This window comes from Caulobacter sp. ALps2, from assembly GCF_058681635.1.
The window spans coordinates 794,713-811,181 of sequence record NZ_CM178743.1 but is presented as its reverse complement, the minus strand read 5'-3'; the positions used below and the strand labels follow the sequence as shown (position 1 = coordinate 811,181).

At 68.3% G+C, this 16,469-nt stretch carries 18 protein-coding genes and 1 pseudogene; 12 read left to right on the top strand and 7 right to left on the bottom strand.

The window, feature by feature from the left end; all coding sequences use genetic code 11:
* The first annotated feature begins 289 nt into the window (after positions 1-289).
* Complete coding sequence (locus ACW173_RS03680) at positions 290-586, top strand: hypothetical protein (protein WP_492083529.1); 297 nt, start codon at positions 290-292, stop codon at positions 584-586.
* Between the two features lies 1 nt (position 587).
* On the opposite strand, the gene ACW173_RS03675 is transcribed toward ACW173_RS03680, so the two are convergent.
* Complete coding sequence (locus ACW173_RS03675; RefSeq protein WP_492083528.1) at positions 588-815, bottom strand: hypothetical protein; 228 nt, start codon at positions 813-815, stop codon at positions 588-590.
* A gap of 138 nt (positions 816-953) precedes the next feature.
* Between ACW173_RS03675 and ACW173_RS03670 the strand changes: the two genes are divergently transcribed.
* Entirely contained in the window at positions 954-1,037 is an 84-nt protein-coding gene (locus ACW173_RS03670) for a hypothetical protein (protein ID WP_106404400.1), read from the top strand.
* Positions 1,038-1,137: 100 nt separating this feature from the next.
* The gene (locus ACW173_RS03665) at positions 1,138-2,229 is read left to right on the top strand and encodes a 3-deoxy-7-phosphoheptulonate synthase (protein WP_492083527.1); all 1,092 of its coding nucleotides are present in this window, start codon (positions 1,138-1,140) and stop codon (positions 2,227-2,229) included.
* A 102-nt stretch (positions 2,230-2,331) separates the two neighbouring features.
* Here the strand turns inward: ACW173_RS03665 and ACW173_RS03660 are convergent, their stop codons facing one another.
* Positions 2,332-2,829, bottom strand: coding sequence for a hypothetical protein (locus ACW173_RS03660; RefSeq protein WP_492083526.1), 498 nt, complete (start codon positions 2,827-2,829; stop codon positions 2,332-2,334).
* Positions 2,830-2,891: 62 nt separating this feature from the next.
* Complete coding sequence (gene ccrA / locus ACW173_RS03655; protein ID WP_492083525.1) at positions 2,892-4,154, bottom strand: crotonyl-CoA carboxylase/reductase; 1,263 nt, start codon at positions 4,152-4,154, stop codon at positions 2,892-2,894.
* A gap of 201 nt (positions 4,155-4,355) precedes the next feature.
* Between ccrA and ACW173_RS03650 the strand changes: the two genes are divergently transcribed.
* Positions 4,356-5,087: an enoyl-CoA hydratase/isomerase family protein gene (locus ACW173_RS03650; RefSeq protein ID WP_492085889.1), complete on the top strand. Its 732-nt coding sequence runs from the start codon at positions 4,356-4,358 to the stop codon at positions 5,085-5,087.
* Positions 5,088-5,091: 4 nt separating this feature from the next.
* Here ACW173_RS03650 and ACW173_RS03645 read toward each other — a convergent pair whose 3' ends face one another.
* Positions 5,092-5,451 (bottom strand): DUF6481 family protein, encoded by a 360-nt coding sequence (locus ACW173_RS03645; protein ID WP_492083524.1) that lies wholly within the window; start codon positions 5,449-5,451, stop codon positions 5,092-5,094.
* Between the two features lie 65 nt (positions 5,452-5,516).
* A complete protein-coding gene (locus ACW173_RS03640) occupies positions 5,517-5,726 on the bottom strand; it encodes a cold-shock protein (protein ID WP_492083523.1) in 210 nt (69 codons plus the stop codon).
* A gap of 402 nt (positions 5,727-6,128) precedes the next feature.
* Here ACW173_RS03640 and ACW173_RS03635 point away from each other — a divergent pair, with 402 nt between their 5' ends.
* The 3 genes and pseudogenes from ACW173_RS03635 to ACW173_RS03625 form a co-directional block, all read left to right on the top strand.
* On the top strand, positions 6,129-8,117 hold the full coding sequence (locus tag ACW173_RS03635) for a methylmalonyl-CoA mutase family protein (protein WP_492083522.1): 1,989 nt from the start codon (positions 6,129-6,131) through the stop codon (positions 8,115-8,117).
* Between the two features lie 25 nt (positions 8,118-8,142).
* Positions 8,143-8,433, top strand: a complete 291-nt coding sequence (locus tag ACW173_RS03630) for a nucleotidyltransferase family protein (RefSeq protein WP_492083521.1) — start codon at positions 8,143-8,145, stop codon at positions 8,431-8,433.
* Between the two features lie 91 nt (positions 8,434-8,524).
* A pseudogene (locus tag ACW173_RS03625) lies at positions 8,525-8,776 on the top strand (HepT-like ribonuclease domain-containing protein); the annotation flags it as partial.
* Here ACW173_RS03625 and ACW173_RS03620 read toward each other — a convergent pair.
* The gene (locus ACW173_RS03620; protein ID WP_492083520.1) at positions 8,773-10,137 is read right to left on the bottom strand and encodes an MFS transporter; all 1,365 of its coding nucleotides are present in this window, start codon (positions 10,135-10,137) and stop codon (positions 8,773-8,775) included. The pseudogene ACW173_RS03625 and the gene ACW173_RS03620 overlap by 4 nt on opposite strands.
* 120 nt (positions 10,138-10,257) lie before the next feature.
* Between ACW173_RS03620 and ACW173_RS03615 the strand changes: the two genes are divergently transcribed.
* Positions 10,258-10,983: an extensin-like domain-containing protein gene (locus ACW173_RS03615; protein WP_492083519.1), complete on the top strand. Its 726-nt coding sequence runs from the start codon at positions 10,258-10,260 to the stop codon at positions 10,981-10,983.
* Between the two features lie 102 nt (positions 10,984-11,085).
* Positions 11,086-11,838: an extensin-like domain-containing protein gene (locus ACW173_RS03610; protein WP_492083518.1), complete on the top strand. Its 753-nt coding sequence runs from the start codon at positions 11,086-11,088 to the stop codon at positions 11,836-11,838.
* Between the two features lie 141 nt (positions 11,839-11,979).
* Here the strand turns inward: ACW173_RS03610 and ACW173_RS03605 are convergent, their stop codons facing one another.
* Positions 11,980-12,477: an SRPBCC family protein gene (locus ACW173_RS03605; protein ID WP_492083517.1), complete on the bottom strand. Its 498-nt coding sequence runs from the start codon at positions 12,475-12,477 to the stop codon at positions 11,980-11,982.
* 135 nt (positions 12,478-12,612) lie between these two features.
* Between ACW173_RS03605 and ACW173_RS03600 the strand changes: the two genes are divergently transcribed.
* The 3 genes from ACW173_RS03600 (at position 12,613) to ACW173_RS03590 (ending at position 16,377) form a co-directional block, all read left to right on the top strand.
* Entirely contained in the window at positions 12,613-12,798 is a 186-nt protein-coding gene (locus ACW173_RS03600; protein WP_492083516.1) for a hypothetical protein, read from the top strand.
* Between the two features lie 181 nt (positions 12,799-12,979).
* The gene (locus ACW173_RS03595; protein ID WP_492083515.1) at positions 12,980-13,744 is read left to right on the top strand and encodes an SDR family oxidoreductase; all 765 of its coding nucleotides are present in this window, start codon (positions 12,980-12,982) and stop codon (positions 13,742-13,744) included.
* A 65-nt stretch (positions 13,745-13,809) separates the two neighbouring features.
* Positions 13,810-16,377 carry a hybrid sensor histidine kinase/response regulator gene (locus ACW173_RS03590; protein ID WP_492083514.1) on the top strand — a complete coding sequence of 856 codons (2,568 nt, stop codon included), beginning with the start codon at positions 13,810-13,812 and terminating at the stop codon, positions 16,375-16,377.
* Positions 16,378-16,469: the final 92 nt, after the last annotated feature.

The window sequence follows — 16,469 nt, the reverse complement described above, 5'->3', positions numbered from 1 at the left end:
GAGTGAGGTGGAAAAGTTATCCACAGGGTCTGGTGTAATCTGCTCCCCTGCCGGGGGAGCTGTCGCCCCCGGGGTCCGGCTTTGCCGGCCCGAGGATAAACTCCGCGACCGAGGGGGATGAGCCGTCCTATGCCGAGCTGCCCCCTCCGGCCCTCCGGGCCACCTCCCCCAGCAGGGGAGGAGATCTCAATCCCCGTACTTTTTAGGGCTGCCATGAACCAATTCAAAGGCTTATGAGAAAACGCAGGTTTCTTATCCCCGGTCCGCCGATCAGCCTCAAGCTGGCGACATGACACAGATCTCCGCGCAAAACTGGTGTGAAGGCACGCAGGCCAAGCTGATGGCGATGCTTGACGCTGTCTGGGCCTCGATCGAGAGCACCGACGACCCCGTCGTGATCCGCAAGGCCCGCGAAAAGGCCAGGGTCTGCGGCGTGATGGCCGCCACCGCTCGCAAGATCGCGGCGATGGTCCCGGCGCGAAAGCCGGCGGCGGCGACGCCGTTCCCATCGGCCGCCTCCGAGCCTGAAGCGCGCCCGGCCAGGGCGCTCGACAGGCTCAAGGGCGGCCGACGCGGGCGATTATGATCTAGGCCGTGAACACGAACTGGACGCCGCCCGGGCCGCCGTGCTGGGCGATCACGCTCAGGTCGGCGGTGGTCAGGGCGTCGGTGTTCAGCAGGCGCAGCACGGCGCCGTTGCACAGCGCGTCGGCGGTCTTGATCAGCTCTTCCAGCGTGTAGTCGGTGGCGCTGAGCTCGAAGCCGCCGCCGTACGTCGCGATCGCCACCAGGTCGGCCAAGGTTCTCTTCGTCATGTCCCAATCCCCCGTCGCCCCCTAGTGGGCGTGGCCGGCAAGGTGCCAGCCGAAGTTGAGTTTTTCGTAAAGCCGAGTTTGGAGGGCGCGTTTCGCCCCCCTCGACTCCCGCCAGACTTCGCCCTAAGCTCTTCGACGATGACCCTCGCCGCCAGCCAACAGCTGTTTTGGTATTTTAGCTATCCGACGCCTCTGGCGCCGGGAGGGGATCGTTCGGCCTGACGTCAGGCCACAAAGAACACCTTCACCAGCCGCCAGGGGTCTCCCGGGCGGCTTTTTTCATGGCCGCCGGACCCCGCGCCAAGCCTTTCCGGAGTACGCCATGCCTTCCGCCGCCAATCTCGTCTCGCTGCCCATCCCGACCGACGACCTGCGCATCTCGCGCCTCCAGACCCTGAGCCCGCCCGCCCAGGTGATCGGCGAGGCGCCGGCCACCTCGCAGGTCGCCGAGGTCGTGGGCGAGGGCCGCCGGGCCGTGCACGAGATCCTCAACGGTCGCGACGACCGCCTGGTGGTGGTGATCGGGCCGTGCTCGATCCACGATCCCAAGGCCGCCCTCGAATATGCTCGCCGCCTGGCCGTGGAGCGCGAGCGCCACGCCGGCGAACTGGAGATCATCATGCGGGTCTATTTCGAGAAGCCGCGCACCACGGTCGGTTGGAAGGGCCTGATCAACGACCCGGACCTGGACGGCGGCTTCCGGATCAATGAGGGCCTGCGGCTGGCGCGGCGCGTGCTGCTGGACGTCTGCGCCCAGGGCCTGCCGGCCGCCTGCGAGTTCCTGGACGTGACCACTCCGCAGTACATCGCCGATCTGGTGGCCTGGGGCGCGATCGGGGCCCGCACGACCGAGAGCCAGATCCACCGCGAGATGGCGTCGGGCCTGTCGTGCCCGGTCGGCTTCAAGAACGGCACCAACGGCGACGTCAAGGTGGCGGTCGACGCGGTGATGGCCGCCAGCCAGCCGCACCATTTCCTGGCCGTGACCAAGGAGGGCCGCGCGGCCATCGCCACGACCACCGGCAACGCCGACTGCCACGTGGTGCTGCGCGGCGGCAAGACGCCCAACTACGACGCCGCCAGTGTCGAGGCCGCCGCCCAGGCCGTGGCCAAGGCGGGCATGCCGCCACGGATCATGGTCGATGTCAGCCACGCCAACAGCGGCAAGAACCACGAGAACCAGCCCGCCGTCGCCGCCGATCTCCGCGCCCAGGTGGCGACCGGGACCTCGCCGGTCATGGGCGTGATGATCGAGAGCAACCTGGTCGCCGGCCGCCAGGACATCGTCCCCGGCCAGGCCCTGACCTACGGCCAGTCGGTCACCGACGCCTGCATCGACTGGGAAACCTCGGTGCGCGTGCTCGACGACCTGGCGGCGGCGGTGAAAGCCGGGCGCGCGGCGCGGGAGGGGTAGGGACGCCGTCACACATCGCCGAGCCGCCTGCTGACAGTCTTCGGACCGCGGGCGGCTCGAGCGGAGGCGACAAGATCAGGCGCTGGCCGACGGCTTTCCGGACTAGCCCTTCTTGAGGGGCGTTCCTTCGCAGCCGCCTTGCTTCACGCTGATCGCCGGCTCCTGGGCGATAAGCCTGCCGTCCGGGGTCACGCGATAGATGGCGTCCTGGGCGATCATCGTCCCGTAGCGCACCAGCCGCTTGTCCTGAAAGTCGCGCTTGTAACGATCACTGACGCGCAGGGTCAGGACGTCGCCGTCCAGCCGGGCGGCGCCGTAATAGTTGCCGGCGAAGAGTTCGTCGCGGGTCGAGTCGCTGACCTTGGGCAGCGGCGCGTTGCCGACGAAGCGCAGGCCCTCGCGGTTGCGATAGATCTTTATCTTGTTGTAAAACTTGACGTTGTTGTCGTGGGTTCGACACGTCATCCACTGGCCCCAGGTCCCTTCCAGGCGGGCGCCTTCGACACCCGTCCGAGGCGCCGCGATGGCGGGAACGGCGCAGGTCAGCGACAGGGTCACGGCCAGGGGCGAGACCAGGGCGGCGAGCAGTCTGGAGATCATGGCGAACATCCTTCCGCATCTTTGAGTGGAGCATGGCATGGACCGCTCGTCTTGAAAACGGGCTAGGCGGTCCCGCCCAGCTCCTGCGCTTCCTCGAACGTGCGCAGGCCAGGGCGCTGGGCGCAGACCAGGACGGCCATGTTCCCGGGCAAGTGCTGGTTGGCCAGCATCTTCTCGTGGGCGGCGGGGATGTCGTTCCAGGGGAACACCTCCGACAGGCACGGGTCGACGCGGCGGTCCACGACCAGCTGGTTGGCGGCCGAGGCCTGCATCAGGTTGGCGAAGTGGGACCCTTGCACGCGCTTCTGGCGCATCCACAGGAAGCGGGCGTCCATGGTCAGGTTGAAGCCCGAGGTGCCGGCGCAGATGGCGACCATGCCGCCGCGCTTGACCACGAACACGCTGACCGGAAAAGTCGCCTCGCCGGGGTGCTCGAACACCAGGTCCACGTCGCGATTGCCGGTGATCCGCCAGATGGCTTTGCCGAACTTGCGGCTCTCTTTCATGTAGTCGGTGAACTCGGGGCCGTTGACCTTGGGCAGCTGGCCCCAGCAGTTGAATTCCTTGCGGTTCAGCACCGCTTTCGCGCCCATCGACAGCACGAAGTCGCGCTTGTCGTCGTCGCTGACCACGCCGATCGCATTGGCCCCGGCCACGGCGGCCAGCTGCACGGCGAAGACCCCAAGGCCCCCGGACGCGCCCCAGACCAGCACGTTCTGTCCGGGCTTCAGCTCATGCGGCTTGTGGCCGAACAGCATGCGATAGGCGGTGGCGAGGGTGAGGGTGTAGCAGGCGGCCTCTTCCCAGGTCAGGTGCTTGGGACGCGGCAACAGCTGGCGCGACTGCACCCGGCAGAACTGGGCGAAACTGCCGTCCGGCGTCTCGTAGCCCCAGATCCTTTGACTCGCCGAGAACATCGGGTCGCCGCCGTTGCACTCCTCGTCGTCGCCGTCGTCCTGATTGCAGTGGATGACGACCTCGTCGCCCAGCTTCCACCGCCTCACCTTGGCGCCCACCGCCCAGACGATGCCGGAGGCGTCGGATCCCGCGATGTGGAAGGGCTGCTTGTGGCCGTCCAGCGGGCTGATCGGCTCGCCCAGCGCGGCCCACACGCCGTTGTAGTTGACGCCGGCGGCCATCACGAGGACCAGCACCTCGTCCTCGCCGATCGTCCAGGTGGGGACCACCTCGACCTGCATGGCCTGGGTCGGCTTGCCGTGGCGCTCCTTGCGGATGCTCCAGGCGTACATGGTCTTGGGCACGTGGAAGGCCGGCGGGATCTCGCCGATCTCGTACAGGTCCTTCAGGACTGGTTCAGCAGCCATGTCACTCCCCATTCCCTTGGCCGTTCTCTCGCATCGCAACAACGCTTGAGGGCCAAACTCGGCTATGCGCGCCCGCTTGTTTTCGGGTCTCGCCAGCGAGGCTGAGACAACTGTTTGAAACTGGCAAGGGAAATCTTGTGCATCGCAGCATCGCGCTACGGAAGGTTGTCGGGATCGGACGGGCGAGCCACGGTGGCGACCATGATCCACCTGTCGCATCCTCAAGCCAACATCGCCCTCGTCGAACTGGACACCGCCCCAGCCAACGTCCTGGCCATGGCCGAGCGGGCGCGGCTGCTGGAGGCCTTCGCCGCCGTCGAGGCCGACCGCGCGGTGCGGGTCGTGGTGCTGACCGGCCGCAACGGCGCGTTCTGCACGGGCGATGATTTGGCCGAGTCCCTGTCGCGCGACGTGGAAACCCAGGCGGCGGCGATCCTGCACTTTCTGGAGATGTGCGACCAGGTGGCCGCCTGTCGCGTGCCGGTGATCGCGGCGGTCGACGGCTGGTGTATCGGCGGCGGGCTGGAGCTGGCCCTGGCGGCCGACATCCGCCTGGCCAGCGCTCGCGCCAGCTTCGCCTGCTCGGCGGTGAGAATGGGCCTGACCGCCTCGGCGGGGCGGCTGACGACGCTGGTCGGTGAGAGCCGCGCCAAACCGCATCTGCTGACGGGGGCGCCGTTCGACGCCGCGCGAGCGCTCGCGGATGGAATGGTGGCGGAGGTGCATCCGGCCGAGGCCCTGCTGGATGCGGCGCTGGCCATGGCGGCCGTGATCGCCTCCCGCGCGCCGTTGGCTGTGGAGGCGACCAAGCGCGTGGCGTCAGGCGTCTCGACCACGGCGGCGGAGACGCCGGGCCTGGCCGCGAGCGTCGATCACGCCGAAGCGCGCGCGGCGTTCATCGGCAAGCGACCGGCGGTGTTCGAGGGGCGGTGAAACGCTACCGGCGCGCCTGGCGCGCCGCGTAGCGGGCGTCGCGTTTCGCCTTTGCGTCGAGCGCGGACAGCGCCTTGCGCTCCTTGCGTTCGCCACGCTTGGCGTCGAGCACGGCGGCTTCCGCATCGGCCACGGCCTGGGCTTCGGCGGCCAGGGTCGCCGCGGCGGCGTCCTGTCGGGCGGTCTTGGCGAGGGAGCGGTCGGCGCGAACCTGAACCAGCATCGCCTTGCGCTCCAAGGTCCTGTCGATGCGCTCCAGCGCGGGGCGAGCCTCTTGCGGCTTGAAGCGGGAGAGCAGCGCCTGGCGGGCGGCCGCGGCGGTCTTGAGGCGGTCGGCGAAGCCGTCGTTGGGTGTGTTCTGCACGAAGTCTTTCTGATGGGAGGGGAGGGCGTTGGCCCCCGAGCCTGGCGGCTCGGAGGCCTCGAGGCTTAGGCCGCCTGAAGCTGGCCGGCCGACGTCTTGCCGCTGCGCTGGTCTTGCTCCAGCTCGTAGCCGATCTTCTGACCTTCCTGCAGCGAGCCAAGGCTCGAGCGCTCGACGGCCGAAGCGTGGACGAACACGTCCGGGCCGCCGTTGTCAGGTTGAATGAAGCCAAAGCCCTTGGTCGAGTTGAACCACTTCACGGTACCGGTCGTCATGGGGGACACCTTTCAGGTGCGAATGTTCTCGCGCCTCGAATGAGGCGTGAGGTCAAATTCGGAGAGGAGCGGAGACAGACCCGGAAGCTCAATCCTGAGATTGAAACCTGGAGAGCGACCGTAGCCAAGTCGATATTCGATTTTTGGATACTGGCACGGATATCGATGTCATGCGAACTAATATTTCATTTTACGGATTCCGCGACTGAAAATCACTTGAGGATTTCTGCGTCCTGGCCGGCGCCAATGGCTTCAGCGCATGCGCCTCTGGACGTCGGCGAGGCCGCTGGCGGTCGGGGCCCATGGGCTCTCCCGCACCCGCGAGCCTCATATTGCATCGCAGCAAAACCAGGCTCATGATCGGCGGTAAGCAAGATCAATAAAGCCGCCCGGGAGCCCGCCATGTCCTCGACGCCGTACCAGCATGCGCCGGATCCGCCGTGGATCTTCCGCACCTATGCCGGTCACTCGACGGCGGAAAAGTCCAACACGCTGTATCGGGCCAACCTGTCCAAGGGACAGACCGGCCTGTCGGTGGCCTTCGACCTGCCCACCCAGACCGGCTACGACCCCGATCACATCCTGGCGCGCGGCGAGGTTGGCAAGGTGGGCGTGCCGATCAGCCACCTGGGCGACATGCGCGCGCTCTTCAGCGAGATCCCGCTGGAGAAGATGAACACCTCCATGACCATCAACGCGCCGGCCGCCTGGCTGCTGGCGATGTACGTGGCGCTGGCCGACGAGCAGGGGGGCGACCGGGCGTTGCTGCAGGGCACGACGCAGAATGATCTGATCAAGGAGTATCTGTCGCGCGGCACCTACATCTTCCCGCCGGGTCCGTCCCTAAGGCTAATCGGCGACATGATCGCCTGGTGCTATCGCGAGGTTCCCAAGTGGAACCCGATGAACGTCTGCAGCTACCACCTGCAGGAGGCGGGCGCGACGCCAGAGCAGGAGCTGGCCTTCGCCCTGGCCACCGCCATCTCGGTGCTCGACACGGTCAAGGCCGGCGGCCAGGTCCCCGACGAGGACTTCGAGATCGTCGCCTCGCGGATCAGCTTCTTCGTCAACGCCGGCGTGCGGTTCGTCACCGAGCTGTGCAAGATGCGGTCGTTCACCAAGCTGTGGGACCAGATCCTGCTGGAGCGCTACGGCGTGCAGGACAAGAAGGCCCGGCGCTTCCGCTACGGGGTGCAGGTCAACTCCCTGGGTCTCACCGAGCAGCAGCCCGAGAACAACGTCTACCGCATCCTGATCGAGGCCCTGGCCGTCACGCTCAGCAAGGACGCGCGCTGTCGAGCCTTGCAGCTGCCAGCCTGGAACGAGGCCCTGGGCCTGCCGCGTCCCTTCGACCAGCAGTGGTCCCTGCGCATGCAGCAGGTGCTGGCCTACGAGACCGACCTGCTGGAATACGAGGACCTGTTCGACGGCTCCCACGTGGTCGAGGCCAAGGTGGCCGAACTGTCCAAGGGGGCGCTGGAACAGCTGGCTTTGATCGACGAGATGGGCGGGGCGTCCCGCGCCATCGACTACATGAAGGGCGAGCTGGTGGCCTCGAACGCCAGGCGGGTGCGCTCGGTCGAGACCGGCGAGATGACCGTCGTCGGCGTCAACCGCTGGACCGACAGCGAGGTGTCTCCATTGTCGGCGGGGGAGAGCTCGATCGAGACGGTGGATCCCAAGCTCGAGGCGGACGTCGTCGCCCGCTTGAAGGCTTGGCGGGAGGCCCGAGACGAGAGCGCGGTACAGGCCGCGCTCGCCGACCTGCAAGCCGCCGCTCGTGATGGCCGTAATATCATGGAACCCTCGATCACCGCCGCCAAGGCCGGCGTCACCACCGGCGAATGGGCCGGCGCCCTGCGCGAAGTGTTCGGCGAATATCGCGGCCCGACCGGCGTGGCGGTGGTGGTCTCGACCGGCGAGGCCGAGGACGTCGAGGCGGTGAAGGCCGAGGTCGAACGGGTCTCGGAAATCCTGGGCCGCACGCTCACCTACCTGGTCGGCAAGCCCGGCCTGGACGGCCACTCCAACGGCGCCGAACAGATCGCCACCCGCGCCCGCGCCTGCGGCATGCAGGTCGTCTACGACGGCATCCGCTCGACCCCGGAAGAGATCGTCCGGCGCGCGAAAGAGAGCCGCGCCCACGTGGTTGGCCTGTCGATCCTGTCCGGCTCGCACCTGGACCTGGTGCAGGAAGTCATCCGCGTGATGCGCGCCGAGGGCTTGGGTGACATCCCGGTCGTGGCCGGCGGCATCATCCCGCCCGAGGACGCCCTGATCCTCAAGCAGATGGGCGTGGCGCGGATCTACACGCCCAAGGACTTCAAGATTACCGAGATCATGGGCGACGTGGTGAGGCTGGTGGAAGCGACGGCGCTGGAGCGGGCGTGAGCACATTCTGTGCTAGGATGACGCCATGACCCTCGACGAGGCCCTCACTAGACTGCGCGCGGCCAAGCCGCTGCTCGATCGCTACGGCGTCGCGCGGGTGGGCGTGTTCGGCTCGACGGCGCGGGGCGAGGCGGGGCCGGACAGCGACGTGGACGTGCTGGTGGAGTTCGCGCCGAAAGTTCTACCGGGGTTTGGTTTCTTCAGGCTCGAGCGAGAGCTCGTCGAGCTGCTGGGGCGGCCCGTCGATCTGGTGACCGAGGACGGCCTGCATCGCCTCATAAAGGACCCTGTCTTGCGAGAGGTCGTCTTTGCCTGAGGCTTCGGTTCGCACTTATCTGTCCGAGCTTCTGGAGGCTATCGAACAAATCGAGGCCTATGTTGCCGGCGTTGATTAGGATGGTTTTGTCGCCGACAGGATGCGGCGCGATGCGGTTGCCTTGAACCTGCTTGTCGTCGGTGAGAGCGCAGCCCGCCTGCCGACCTCGGTGCGGGAGCTGGAACCAGACATCGATTGGCGTGCGGCGATCGATCTCCGCAATCGCATCGCGCACGGCTACAGCAGCATCAGCTTCACAATCGTCTGGTCGGTTGTGGTCGTCGAGTTGCCAGGGCTGAGAGCGGCGGTCGAGCGGATCATCGCTCGGATCCAGGCGGCCTAACCCCGCCCCAACCGCCACGCCGCCACAAACCCGACCACCGCCAGCGGCAGGAAGGCCCCGAACAGCACCAGCCCCTGCGTCGGGGCCAGGCTCAGGTCTATCCCGTGGCTGAAGCCCAGCAGGTTGGCCATCGCGCCGGCGCCGGCCGAGCCCGCCGCGCCGCCGATCAGCTGGGCGGTGGGCACCGCGCCGGAGGCCATGGCTTGCTCGTCCGCCGGGGCGCCGGCGATGGCGCGGCGGGCGATGAAGGCGTGGGCCAGGCCAAAGCCGCAGCCCATGACCAGGAAGGCGGCGGCGATTTCCCACAGGTCGCCGCGCGCGACGGTCCAGGCGCTGAGCGCCGCGCCCAGCGCGATCACGCCGGCCCCGATGCGGATCAGGCGGCCGTCCTTCTCGGCGGGGGTGTTGCCGAAGACCATGGCGCACAGGGTCCAGCCGGCGGCGATGGCGCCGACGACATAGCCGGCGGTCAGGGGCGAGGCGTGGTGGCGGGCTTGGATGAAGGCGGGGCCGTAGACGGTGAAGCCGATCACCGCCGCCTCGCAGGCGAAGATGGTCAAGAGGCCCAGGCCCGTGGCCGAGCGCAGGTCGGCGGCCGACTTGGGCAGCAGGCGGTCGTGGGTGCGGGTGTTGGCGGCCAGCATGGCGGCCATGCCGATGACGCCGCCGATCGCCAGGGCGGCGGCCCATCGCGGCGAGGCCACGACGCCGGCCCCGCCGATCAGGCTGACGCCGATGACCAGCAAGGTCAGTTGCAGGGTGGGGATCCGGCCCCGGCCCGCATCACGGTTTCCGGCCGGCAGCATGACCAGCACGGCGGCCACGAAGATGATCGCCTGGACCACGAACATCCAGAACGCCCCGCGCCAGAAGCCGGCGGCCGCGAACAGGCCGCCCAGCAACGGGCCCAGCAGGGTCGCCGCGCCCCAGATGCCCGCCACGGCGCCATAGACGCGCGGCCACAGGTGCTCGGGGAAGAGGGCGGTGATGGCCACGTAGCACAGAGCGACCACGGCCCCCGCGCCCAGGCCCTGGATCAGCCGGCCCAGGATGAAGGTGACGAACTCGGGCGCCAGGGCGCTCATCGCGCAGCCGATGGCGTAGACGAGGCCCGTCAGGGCCGTGGCGGCGCGTAGCCCCATGGCCATCGACAGCTTGCCCGAGCAGGCCCCGGCGACGATCGAGCCGGTCAGATAGGCCGCCACTGACCAGCCGAAATACTGGTAGCCGCCAATCTCGCGGGCGACGCTGGGCATGATGGTGGCGGTGACCAGGGTGTCGGCGGCGTTCAGCCAGATGCCCAGGCACAGCAGCGCGAACCGCGGCGCGAGCGCTTTGTCGATCTTCAGTCCGGCGGCCATGTCGTCCCCTCTTACGTCTCCATCTAGGGTGATGCGGGGGGCAAGTGAACCCGCCCCAGTGAACCCGCCCCAGTGAACCCGCCCCAGTGAACCCAGGCGGCGATGCTTCGTTGGTCCCGGGTGAAGCTCGTCTCCCCGCGCATCTCCCCATTGGCCCTCGCCCTGGCCCAGCTGTGGTCGGTCCTGGTCGACCTGGCCCTGGCCGGGATGCTGACCTTCATGCTGGTCGATCGCCTGGCGCCGCCGCAGGACCTGCCGTGGAAACCGTTCTCGCTGAATCAGCCGATCGGCTTGGCGACGGCGGGCAAGCTGGCGGTGATCACCGCCGACCCGGCCAAGTGTCGCGCGGCGCTGACGGCGGGCGGAATCGGGTTTGTCGACCAGCCGGAAAAGGAGCAGGGCTTCTGCTCCAACCACGACACCGTCCGAGCTCGGAGCCGTCTGGTCCCGAAAGCCCCGGTCATGACCTGTCCGCTGGCCCTGCGCTACGCCCTCTGGGAACGGCAGGTGGTGGCTCCGAAAGCGCGCGAGATCCTGGGCGCGCCCGTGATCCGGATCGACCAGCTGGGAACCTATGCCTGCCGCACGATCTATGGTCGCCCGGGCGAGCGGCCCAGCGAGCACGCGCGCGCCAACGCCCTTGACGTCGCCGGTTTCCGCACCGCCGACGGTCGGCGGGTCACGGTGCTGAAGGACTTTCGCAAGGACACGGCCGAGGGCCGTTTCATTCGGGGCGTGCGCGACGGAGCCTGCAGGGTGTTCGGCGTCACTCTGAGCCCCGATTACAACGCCGCCCACGCCGACCATCTGCACCTGAATCCGGCCGGTTACAGTCTTTGCCGCTGAGGACCGTGCGGAAGGTTGAACCTGTCGCCATGGTCGTGCTTGGGTGCGGCGTTAACCATTTCCCGTCTGTCGCCCTTCCGTTGTAAGGCGCTCCCCCGCCCCATGCGTTATCGCGTTCCGCACAACCCGCGCATCGAGCACGAGGTCCGTCATCGCGCCCGCCTGGCCCGTTATGCCGGCCTGGTGATCCTGTGGCTGATCGTGCTGCTGATGGCCTTCGTGGCCGAGCGCAAGATCCCCGACCAGCACTTGCCGTGGAAGCCGCTCAGCGTCGTCGATCCGGTGGGGCTGGCCACGCGGGTCAAGGCGGCGCGGGCCGGGGCCGATCCCAAGCTGTGTCGCGGGATCATGGCGCGGGCCGGCGTGACCTATGCCGAGGTTCCCGATCGCACCGAGGGCCAGTTCTGCCAGTTGCGCGACGCCGTCCAGCTGCAAGGCGGCCTGGCCAGGTTCGAGCCGGTCGAGGCGCCGCTGGTCTGCAAGGAAGCCCTGGCCCTGACCATTTGGGAGCGCCAGGTCGTGCAGCCGGCCGCCGACGAACTGCTGGGACAGGGCGTCTCGTCCCTGGTCCACTACGGCAGCTACGCCTGCCGGCGGATGTACGGTCTGCGGGAGGGGCCGGTCAGCGAGCACGCCACCGCCGACGCCATCGATGTCGCCGGTTTCCGGCTGGCCGACGGCTCGGTGATCAGCGTGGCGTCGGACTGGACCGATCCGGGGCCGCGCGGCCAGTTCCTGCGGCGGACGCGCGACGGCGCCTGCCGGGTGTTCCTGACCACGCTAAGCCCGGACTACAACGCCGAGCACCGCGACCACTTCCACCTCGACATGAGCGGGTGGAACAAGTGTTCCTAGAGGTCCTTCTCCCCTTGCGGGAGAAGGTGGCGCGCAGCGCCGGATGAGGGGTCGATAGGCCTGGCCGGATAGCGGAGCGAGACCCCTCACCCGACCCACTTCGTGGGCCACCCTCTCCCGCAAGGGGAGAGGGAATAGCCATCACAGCGTCTTCGCCAGCGCTTCCAGCTGACCGGCGACGATGCCCCAGCCTTCGTGGAAGCCCATCTGTTCGTGGGCGGCCTTGTCCTCGGCGGACCAGTGGCGGGCCACGGCGCGGTAGCGGGTCTTGCCGTCGCCTAGGTCCTCGAAGGTGACGATGGCGACCATGAACGGCTTGGCCGAAGGCTGCCAGGTCTCGGTGAAGGCGTCGGTGAAGACGATCTTCTTGTTCGGGATGACTTCCAGATAGACGCCCGGCTGGGGCATGCGCTCGCCGTTCGGGCCGTTCATGACCAGGTAGCTGTTGCCGCCGGTGCGCACGTCCAGCTTCACGTCCGAGACGGTCCAGGGCTTGGGGCAGAACCACCGCGGCATCAGCTCGGCCGTGGTCCAGCACTTGTAGAGCTTGTCGGCCGGAGCGTCGAGGACGCGGTCCAGAACGAGTTCCCTATCTTCAGGAAAATTGTCGGCGGGGAAGTTGGCGGTGTCGAGGGCCATGGGGGCGTTTCCTGTGTCGGTTGGAGTGAACTCTCGCCTCAAGGACGGGGCGCATCCACTCCCTCCGACATCGGGGCCGAAACTTTTTTCGTGGGGGCTCGTTGGCCTTCGACACCCATCGAAGGAGCGACCCTCATGCCCGAACGCGAAGACGCCTACGAACCGACCAGTGTCGAGGTCGAGCGCAACATCCAGCAGGGCGGCGGGGTCGGCGCTCGCGATCTGGCCCGCCAGGCCGAGCCGGCTCAGATCGTCACGGAAGATGAGGACGAGGACGACGCGGCGGCCGAGCCGATTGGGCGAGCGCATCCGCACGAATAGAGATCGGTAGCGCCCCCCCCGTCTCGTCGCCTGTCGGCGCCGATCAACCTCCCCCGCAAGCGAGGCAGGTGGCGCGATGCGGATACATCGTGACGGAGGGGGCGCGCACTCAGCCCCAACCCTTGACCCCCAACCCTCCCCGCCGCACAGTACATTCAAACAAGCGTTTAGGGAGCGCGCCATGGGCCTCTTCGACCTCACCGGCAAGGTGGCGATCATCACCGGATCCTCTCGCGGGATCGGCAAGGCGATCGCCGAGCGGATGGCCGAGCACGGCGCCAAGGTGGTGATCTCGTCGCGCAAGCTTGCGCCCTGCGAAGAGGTCGCCGCCGCGCTCAACGCCAAGCACGGCGCGGGGACGGCTATCGCGGTCCCGGCCAACATCGCTTCCAAGGACGACCTGCAGAACCTGGTCGACGAGACCCGCAAGGCCTTCGGCCAGGTCGACATCTGCGTCTGCAACGCCGCCAGCAATCCCTACTACGGCCCGCTGGCCGGGATCAGCGACGACCAGTTCCGCAAGATCCTGGACAACAACATCATCAGCAATCACTGGCTGATCGGCATGGTCGCGCCGGAGATGCGGGCGCGGAAGGATGGGGCGATCATTATCGTGTCGTCGATCGGCGGCCTGCGCGGCAACGCCATCATCGGGGCCTACAACATCAGCAAGGCCGCCGACTTCCAGTTGGCGCGAAACCTGGCGCACGAATTCGGCCCCGACAACGTGCGGGTCAACTGCATCGCGCCGGGCCTGATCAAGACCGACTTCGCCAAGGCCCTGTGGGACAATCCCGAGACCTTGGAGCGTTCGACCAAGGGCGTGCCGCTGCGTCGGATCGGCGAGCCTGACGAACTGGCCGGGGCTGCGATCTATCTGGCCTCGCGGGCTGGCAGCTTCATGACGGGGCAAGCTCTGGTGGTGGACGGGGGGGCGACGATCTAGAAGCCCGCAACCTCGGCGGTAAGCTTAACTGGTCCTACATCAATCCCCGCGAAGGCTTATGGCCAATGCGGCGCTTGCTCACGTCCCTTGTCCTGATCGCAAGTCTCGCCGCTGGCGTCGCCGCGGCGCAGACAAGCATTCCGCTCGGCCAGCGCCTGGATCAGCTGAGCCAGGAGATCGGCGCCCACGAGGTCCGCGATCCGCCGCGCGCCAACGAGGACATCGAGCGCGCCGGCAAGCGGGCCCTGCGCGAGACGGGCCAGGTTCGCCTCTACGGCCTGTGGCGCGTGCTGTACGCCTACAAGAGCAACCAGATCCCCGGCCGCTTCGACGCCTGGGCGGCGCGGGCCCGCGAGGCCGCCATCCGTGACAAGGATCCGTCCCTGGCGGCGCTGGCCGACCTGGAGACGATCGCCTATCGCCACGAGACGCGCGGCTTCCGCGCCTTCACCGAGGCCGACTGGCGGCGGTTCATGGACAGGTCCGGGCCGGACATCCGCCTGATGGCCGGCATCGAGCGCGTGCGCCACCTGGGCCAGGTCGGGCGCTGGGCCCAGGCCGCCCGCCTGGCCGCGGACCTGACCACCGACCTGGAAAAACGCGGTCGCATGGGCCAGCCGCTGCTGGCCGAGTTGCACCAGGTGCACAGCTACACCCTGTCCGACATCGGGGACAAGGAAGGGGCCCTGGATCACATGGCCCAAGCCGCGCGGCTGGACGAGCGCGACGCCTTCTATATCCGCAAGATCGAGCGGATCTACGACATCGCCTATACCGCCGCCGAGCTGGGCGAGCTGGACGCCGCCGAGCGCTTCGCGGCCCTGCACCACCAAATGACCACGTCGGATGGTGAGAAGGACCTGCAGACCTGGGACCGTTTCCTGTGCGCCCGCATCGCGGCCCTGCGCGACGCGCCGCGAGGAGTGCTGGCCTGCTTGGCGCCCGCCGCCGCCAACCTGGCCGAGCCCGACCGACGCCTGCGGGTGTTGATGCTGGGGCAGCGCGCCCTGGCCCTGGCCCAACTGGGCCGCGCCGACCAGGCCCGCGCCGACCTCGCCCGCCTGCGGGCCATTTCCGAGACCCTGGCCCCGCGTGATCCGCACCAGGAAAACCTGATCGAGGCCTATATCGATCAGGCCGACGGCCATGGCGCGCGGGCCTTCCGCGAGCTGGACGCCTGGCGCCGCCTGGACCGCCTGGAGGCCGACCGCGCCCACTCGCGCAGCGTCGCCGAGATGTCCTCGGCCCTGGACAGCGAGCTGCGCGCCAAGCGCGATGAGAGCCGCCGCCTGACCGAGGAGGTGCGGCTCAGCCGCAGCCTGGCGAGAGCGTCCGTGGTCATCGCCGTGCTGCTGGGCGTGCTCGTCGCCGGCGGCGTGGCCTGGGCCGCGCACCAGCGCCGCGTCTCGCGCCGTTTCAAGGACGCGCAGGAGCATGCCGAGGCCGCCAACAAGGCCAAGTCCTCGTTCCTGGCGGTGATGAGCCACGAGCTGCGCACGCCGCTGAACGGCATGTTGGGCGTCGGCCAGGCCCTGCGCGCCGGCAAACTGACCTCGGAACAGAAGGAACAGGTCGACCTGATCATGGACAGCGGCGACACCCTGCTGGTGCTGCTGAACGACATTCTCGACCTCTCCAAGATCGAGGCCGGCAAGCTGGAGATCGCCCCGACGGTGGGCGATCTGGTCCAGACCTGCTCGCGCCTGGTGGGCGCCTACCAGCCCACGGCCCGCGAGAAGGGCGTGGCCCTGACGTTCAAGCTGGAGAGCGAGGCGCCCGGCCCGCTGATGTTCGACGGGGTGCGGGTGCGCCAGTGCCTGACGAACCTCGTTTCGAACGCCCTGAAGTTCACCACCCAAGGCAAGGTCGAGGTGGCCCTGGCCTGCTATCCGACCGACGATGGCCCCAATGGATCTGGCCGGGTCCGCCTGCGCCTGCGCGTGGCCGACACCGGCATCGGCATGAATGCCGCCACGATCGCCAAGCTGTTCCGACCCTTCGTCCAGGCCGACGCCTCCACCACCCGCAATTTCGGCGGCACGGGCCTAGGCCTAAACATCACCCGCCGCTTGGTCGAGATGATGCGCGGCGAGATCCGCGTCGAGAGCGAGGAGGGCGTGGGTTCGGTCTTCACGATCGAGATGCTGGTCGACGCGGCCGAGCCGTCCGAGGTCCCGGTCTGGAAGGACGATACGCGCGACGAGGAGGCCGGCTTCGTGGCGCTGCAAGGCCGCCGGGTGCTGGTCGTCGACGACCATCCGGTCAACCGCCGGGTCATCCGCCTGTTCCTCGAGCCGTTCGACTGCGAGCTGGTCGAGGCCGAGAACGGCCAGCAGGCCCTGGACGCCCTGAAAGGCCAGCCGATCGATATCGTGTTGATGGACGTCAACATGCCGGTGCTGGACGGCCTGGAGGCCACCCGGCGCCTGCGCGAGGACCCGCGCTTCGCCCGCCTGCCGGTGGTGGCTCTGACGGCGGACGTGATGTCGTCGCAGATCAAGACATGTTTGGAGGCGGGGTGCGATGCGCACGTCGCCAAGCCGATCGACCTGCGGAACCTGCTGTCGGCGATGGACCGCTGCCTGGCGCGCGGGACGGCGCGTGACCTGATGGCGGGTCTGAGCGCGCTTTGATCTCTCCTCCCCCTCTGGGGGAGGTGGCCCGGAGGGCCGGAGGGGGCAGCTCGGCATAGGCCGGCGACGCCCCCTCGGTCGGCTTCGCCGAC

What these genes read in the sequence shown, in the direction of transcription:
- ACW173_RS03590 (WP_492083514.1), top strand. Translation starts at nt 13,810, where the DNA reads ATGCGGCGCTTGCTCACGTCCCTTGTCCTGATCGCAAGTCTCGCCGCT.
- ACW173_RS03665 (WP_492083527.1), top strand. Translation starts at nt 1,138, where the DNA reads ATGCCTTCCGCCGCCAATCTCGTCTCGCTGCCCATCCCGACCGACGAC.
- ccrA (WP_492083525.1), bottom strand. Translation starts at nt 4,154, where the DNA reads ATGGCTGCTGAACCAGTCCTGAAGGACCTGTACGAGATCGGCGAGATC.
- ACW173_RS03670 (WP_106404400.1), top strand. Translation starts at nt 954, where the DNA reads ATGACCCTCGCCGCCAGCCAACAGCTGTTTTGGTATTTTAGCTATCCG.
- ACW173_RS03620 (WP_492083520.1), bottom strand. Translation starts at nt 10,137, where the DNA reads ATGGCCGCCGGACTGAAGATCGACAAAGCGCTCGCGCCGCGGTTCGCG.
- ACW173_RS03640 (WP_492083523.1), bottom strand. Translation starts at nt 5,726, where the DNA reads ATGACGACCGGTACCGTGAAGTGGTTCAACTCGACCAAGGGCTTTGGC.
- ACW173_RS03610 (WP_492083518.1), top strand. Translation starts at nt 11,086, where the DNA reads ATGCGTTATCGCGTTCCGCACAACCCGCGCATCGAGCACGAGGTCCGT.
- ACW173_RS03680 (WP_492083529.1), top strand. Translation starts at nt 290, where the DNA reads ATGACACAGATCTCCGCGCAAAACTGGTGTGAAGGCACGCAGGCCAAG.
- ACW173_RS03635 (WP_492083522.1), top strand. Translation starts at nt 6,129, where the DNA reads ATGTCCTCGACGCCGTACCAGCATGCGCCGGATCCGCCGTGGATCTTC.
- ACW173_RS03650 (WP_492085889.1), top strand. Translation starts at nt 4,356, where the DNA reads ATGATCCACCTGTCGCATCCTCAAGCCAACATCGCCCTCGTCGAACTG.
- ACW173_RS03595 (WP_492083515.1), top strand. Translation starts at nt 12,980, where the DNA reads ATGGGCCTCTTCGACCTCACCGGCAAGGTGGCGATCATCACCGGATCC.
- ACW173_RS03675 (WP_492083528.1), bottom strand. Translation starts at nt 815, where the DNA reads ATGACGAAGAGAACCTTGGCCGACCTGGTGGCGATCGCGACGTACGGC.
- ACW173_RS03600 (WP_492083516.1), top strand. Translation starts at nt 12,613, where the DNA reads ATGCCCGAACGCGAAGACGCCTACGAACCGACCAGTGTCGAGGTCGAG.
- ACW173_RS03630 (WP_492083521.1), top strand. Translation starts at nt 8,143, where the DNA reads ATGACCCTCGACGAGGCCCTCACTAGACTGCGCGCGGCCAAGCCGCTG.
- ACW173_RS03605 (WP_492083517.1), bottom strand. Translation starts at nt 12,477, where the DNA reads ATGGCCCTCGACACCGCCAACTTCCCCGCCGACAATTTTCCTGAAGAT.
- ACW173_RS03660 (WP_492083526.1), bottom strand. Translation starts at nt 2,829, where the DNA reads ATGATCTCCAGACTGCTCGCCGCCCTGGTCTCGCCCCTGGCCGTGACC.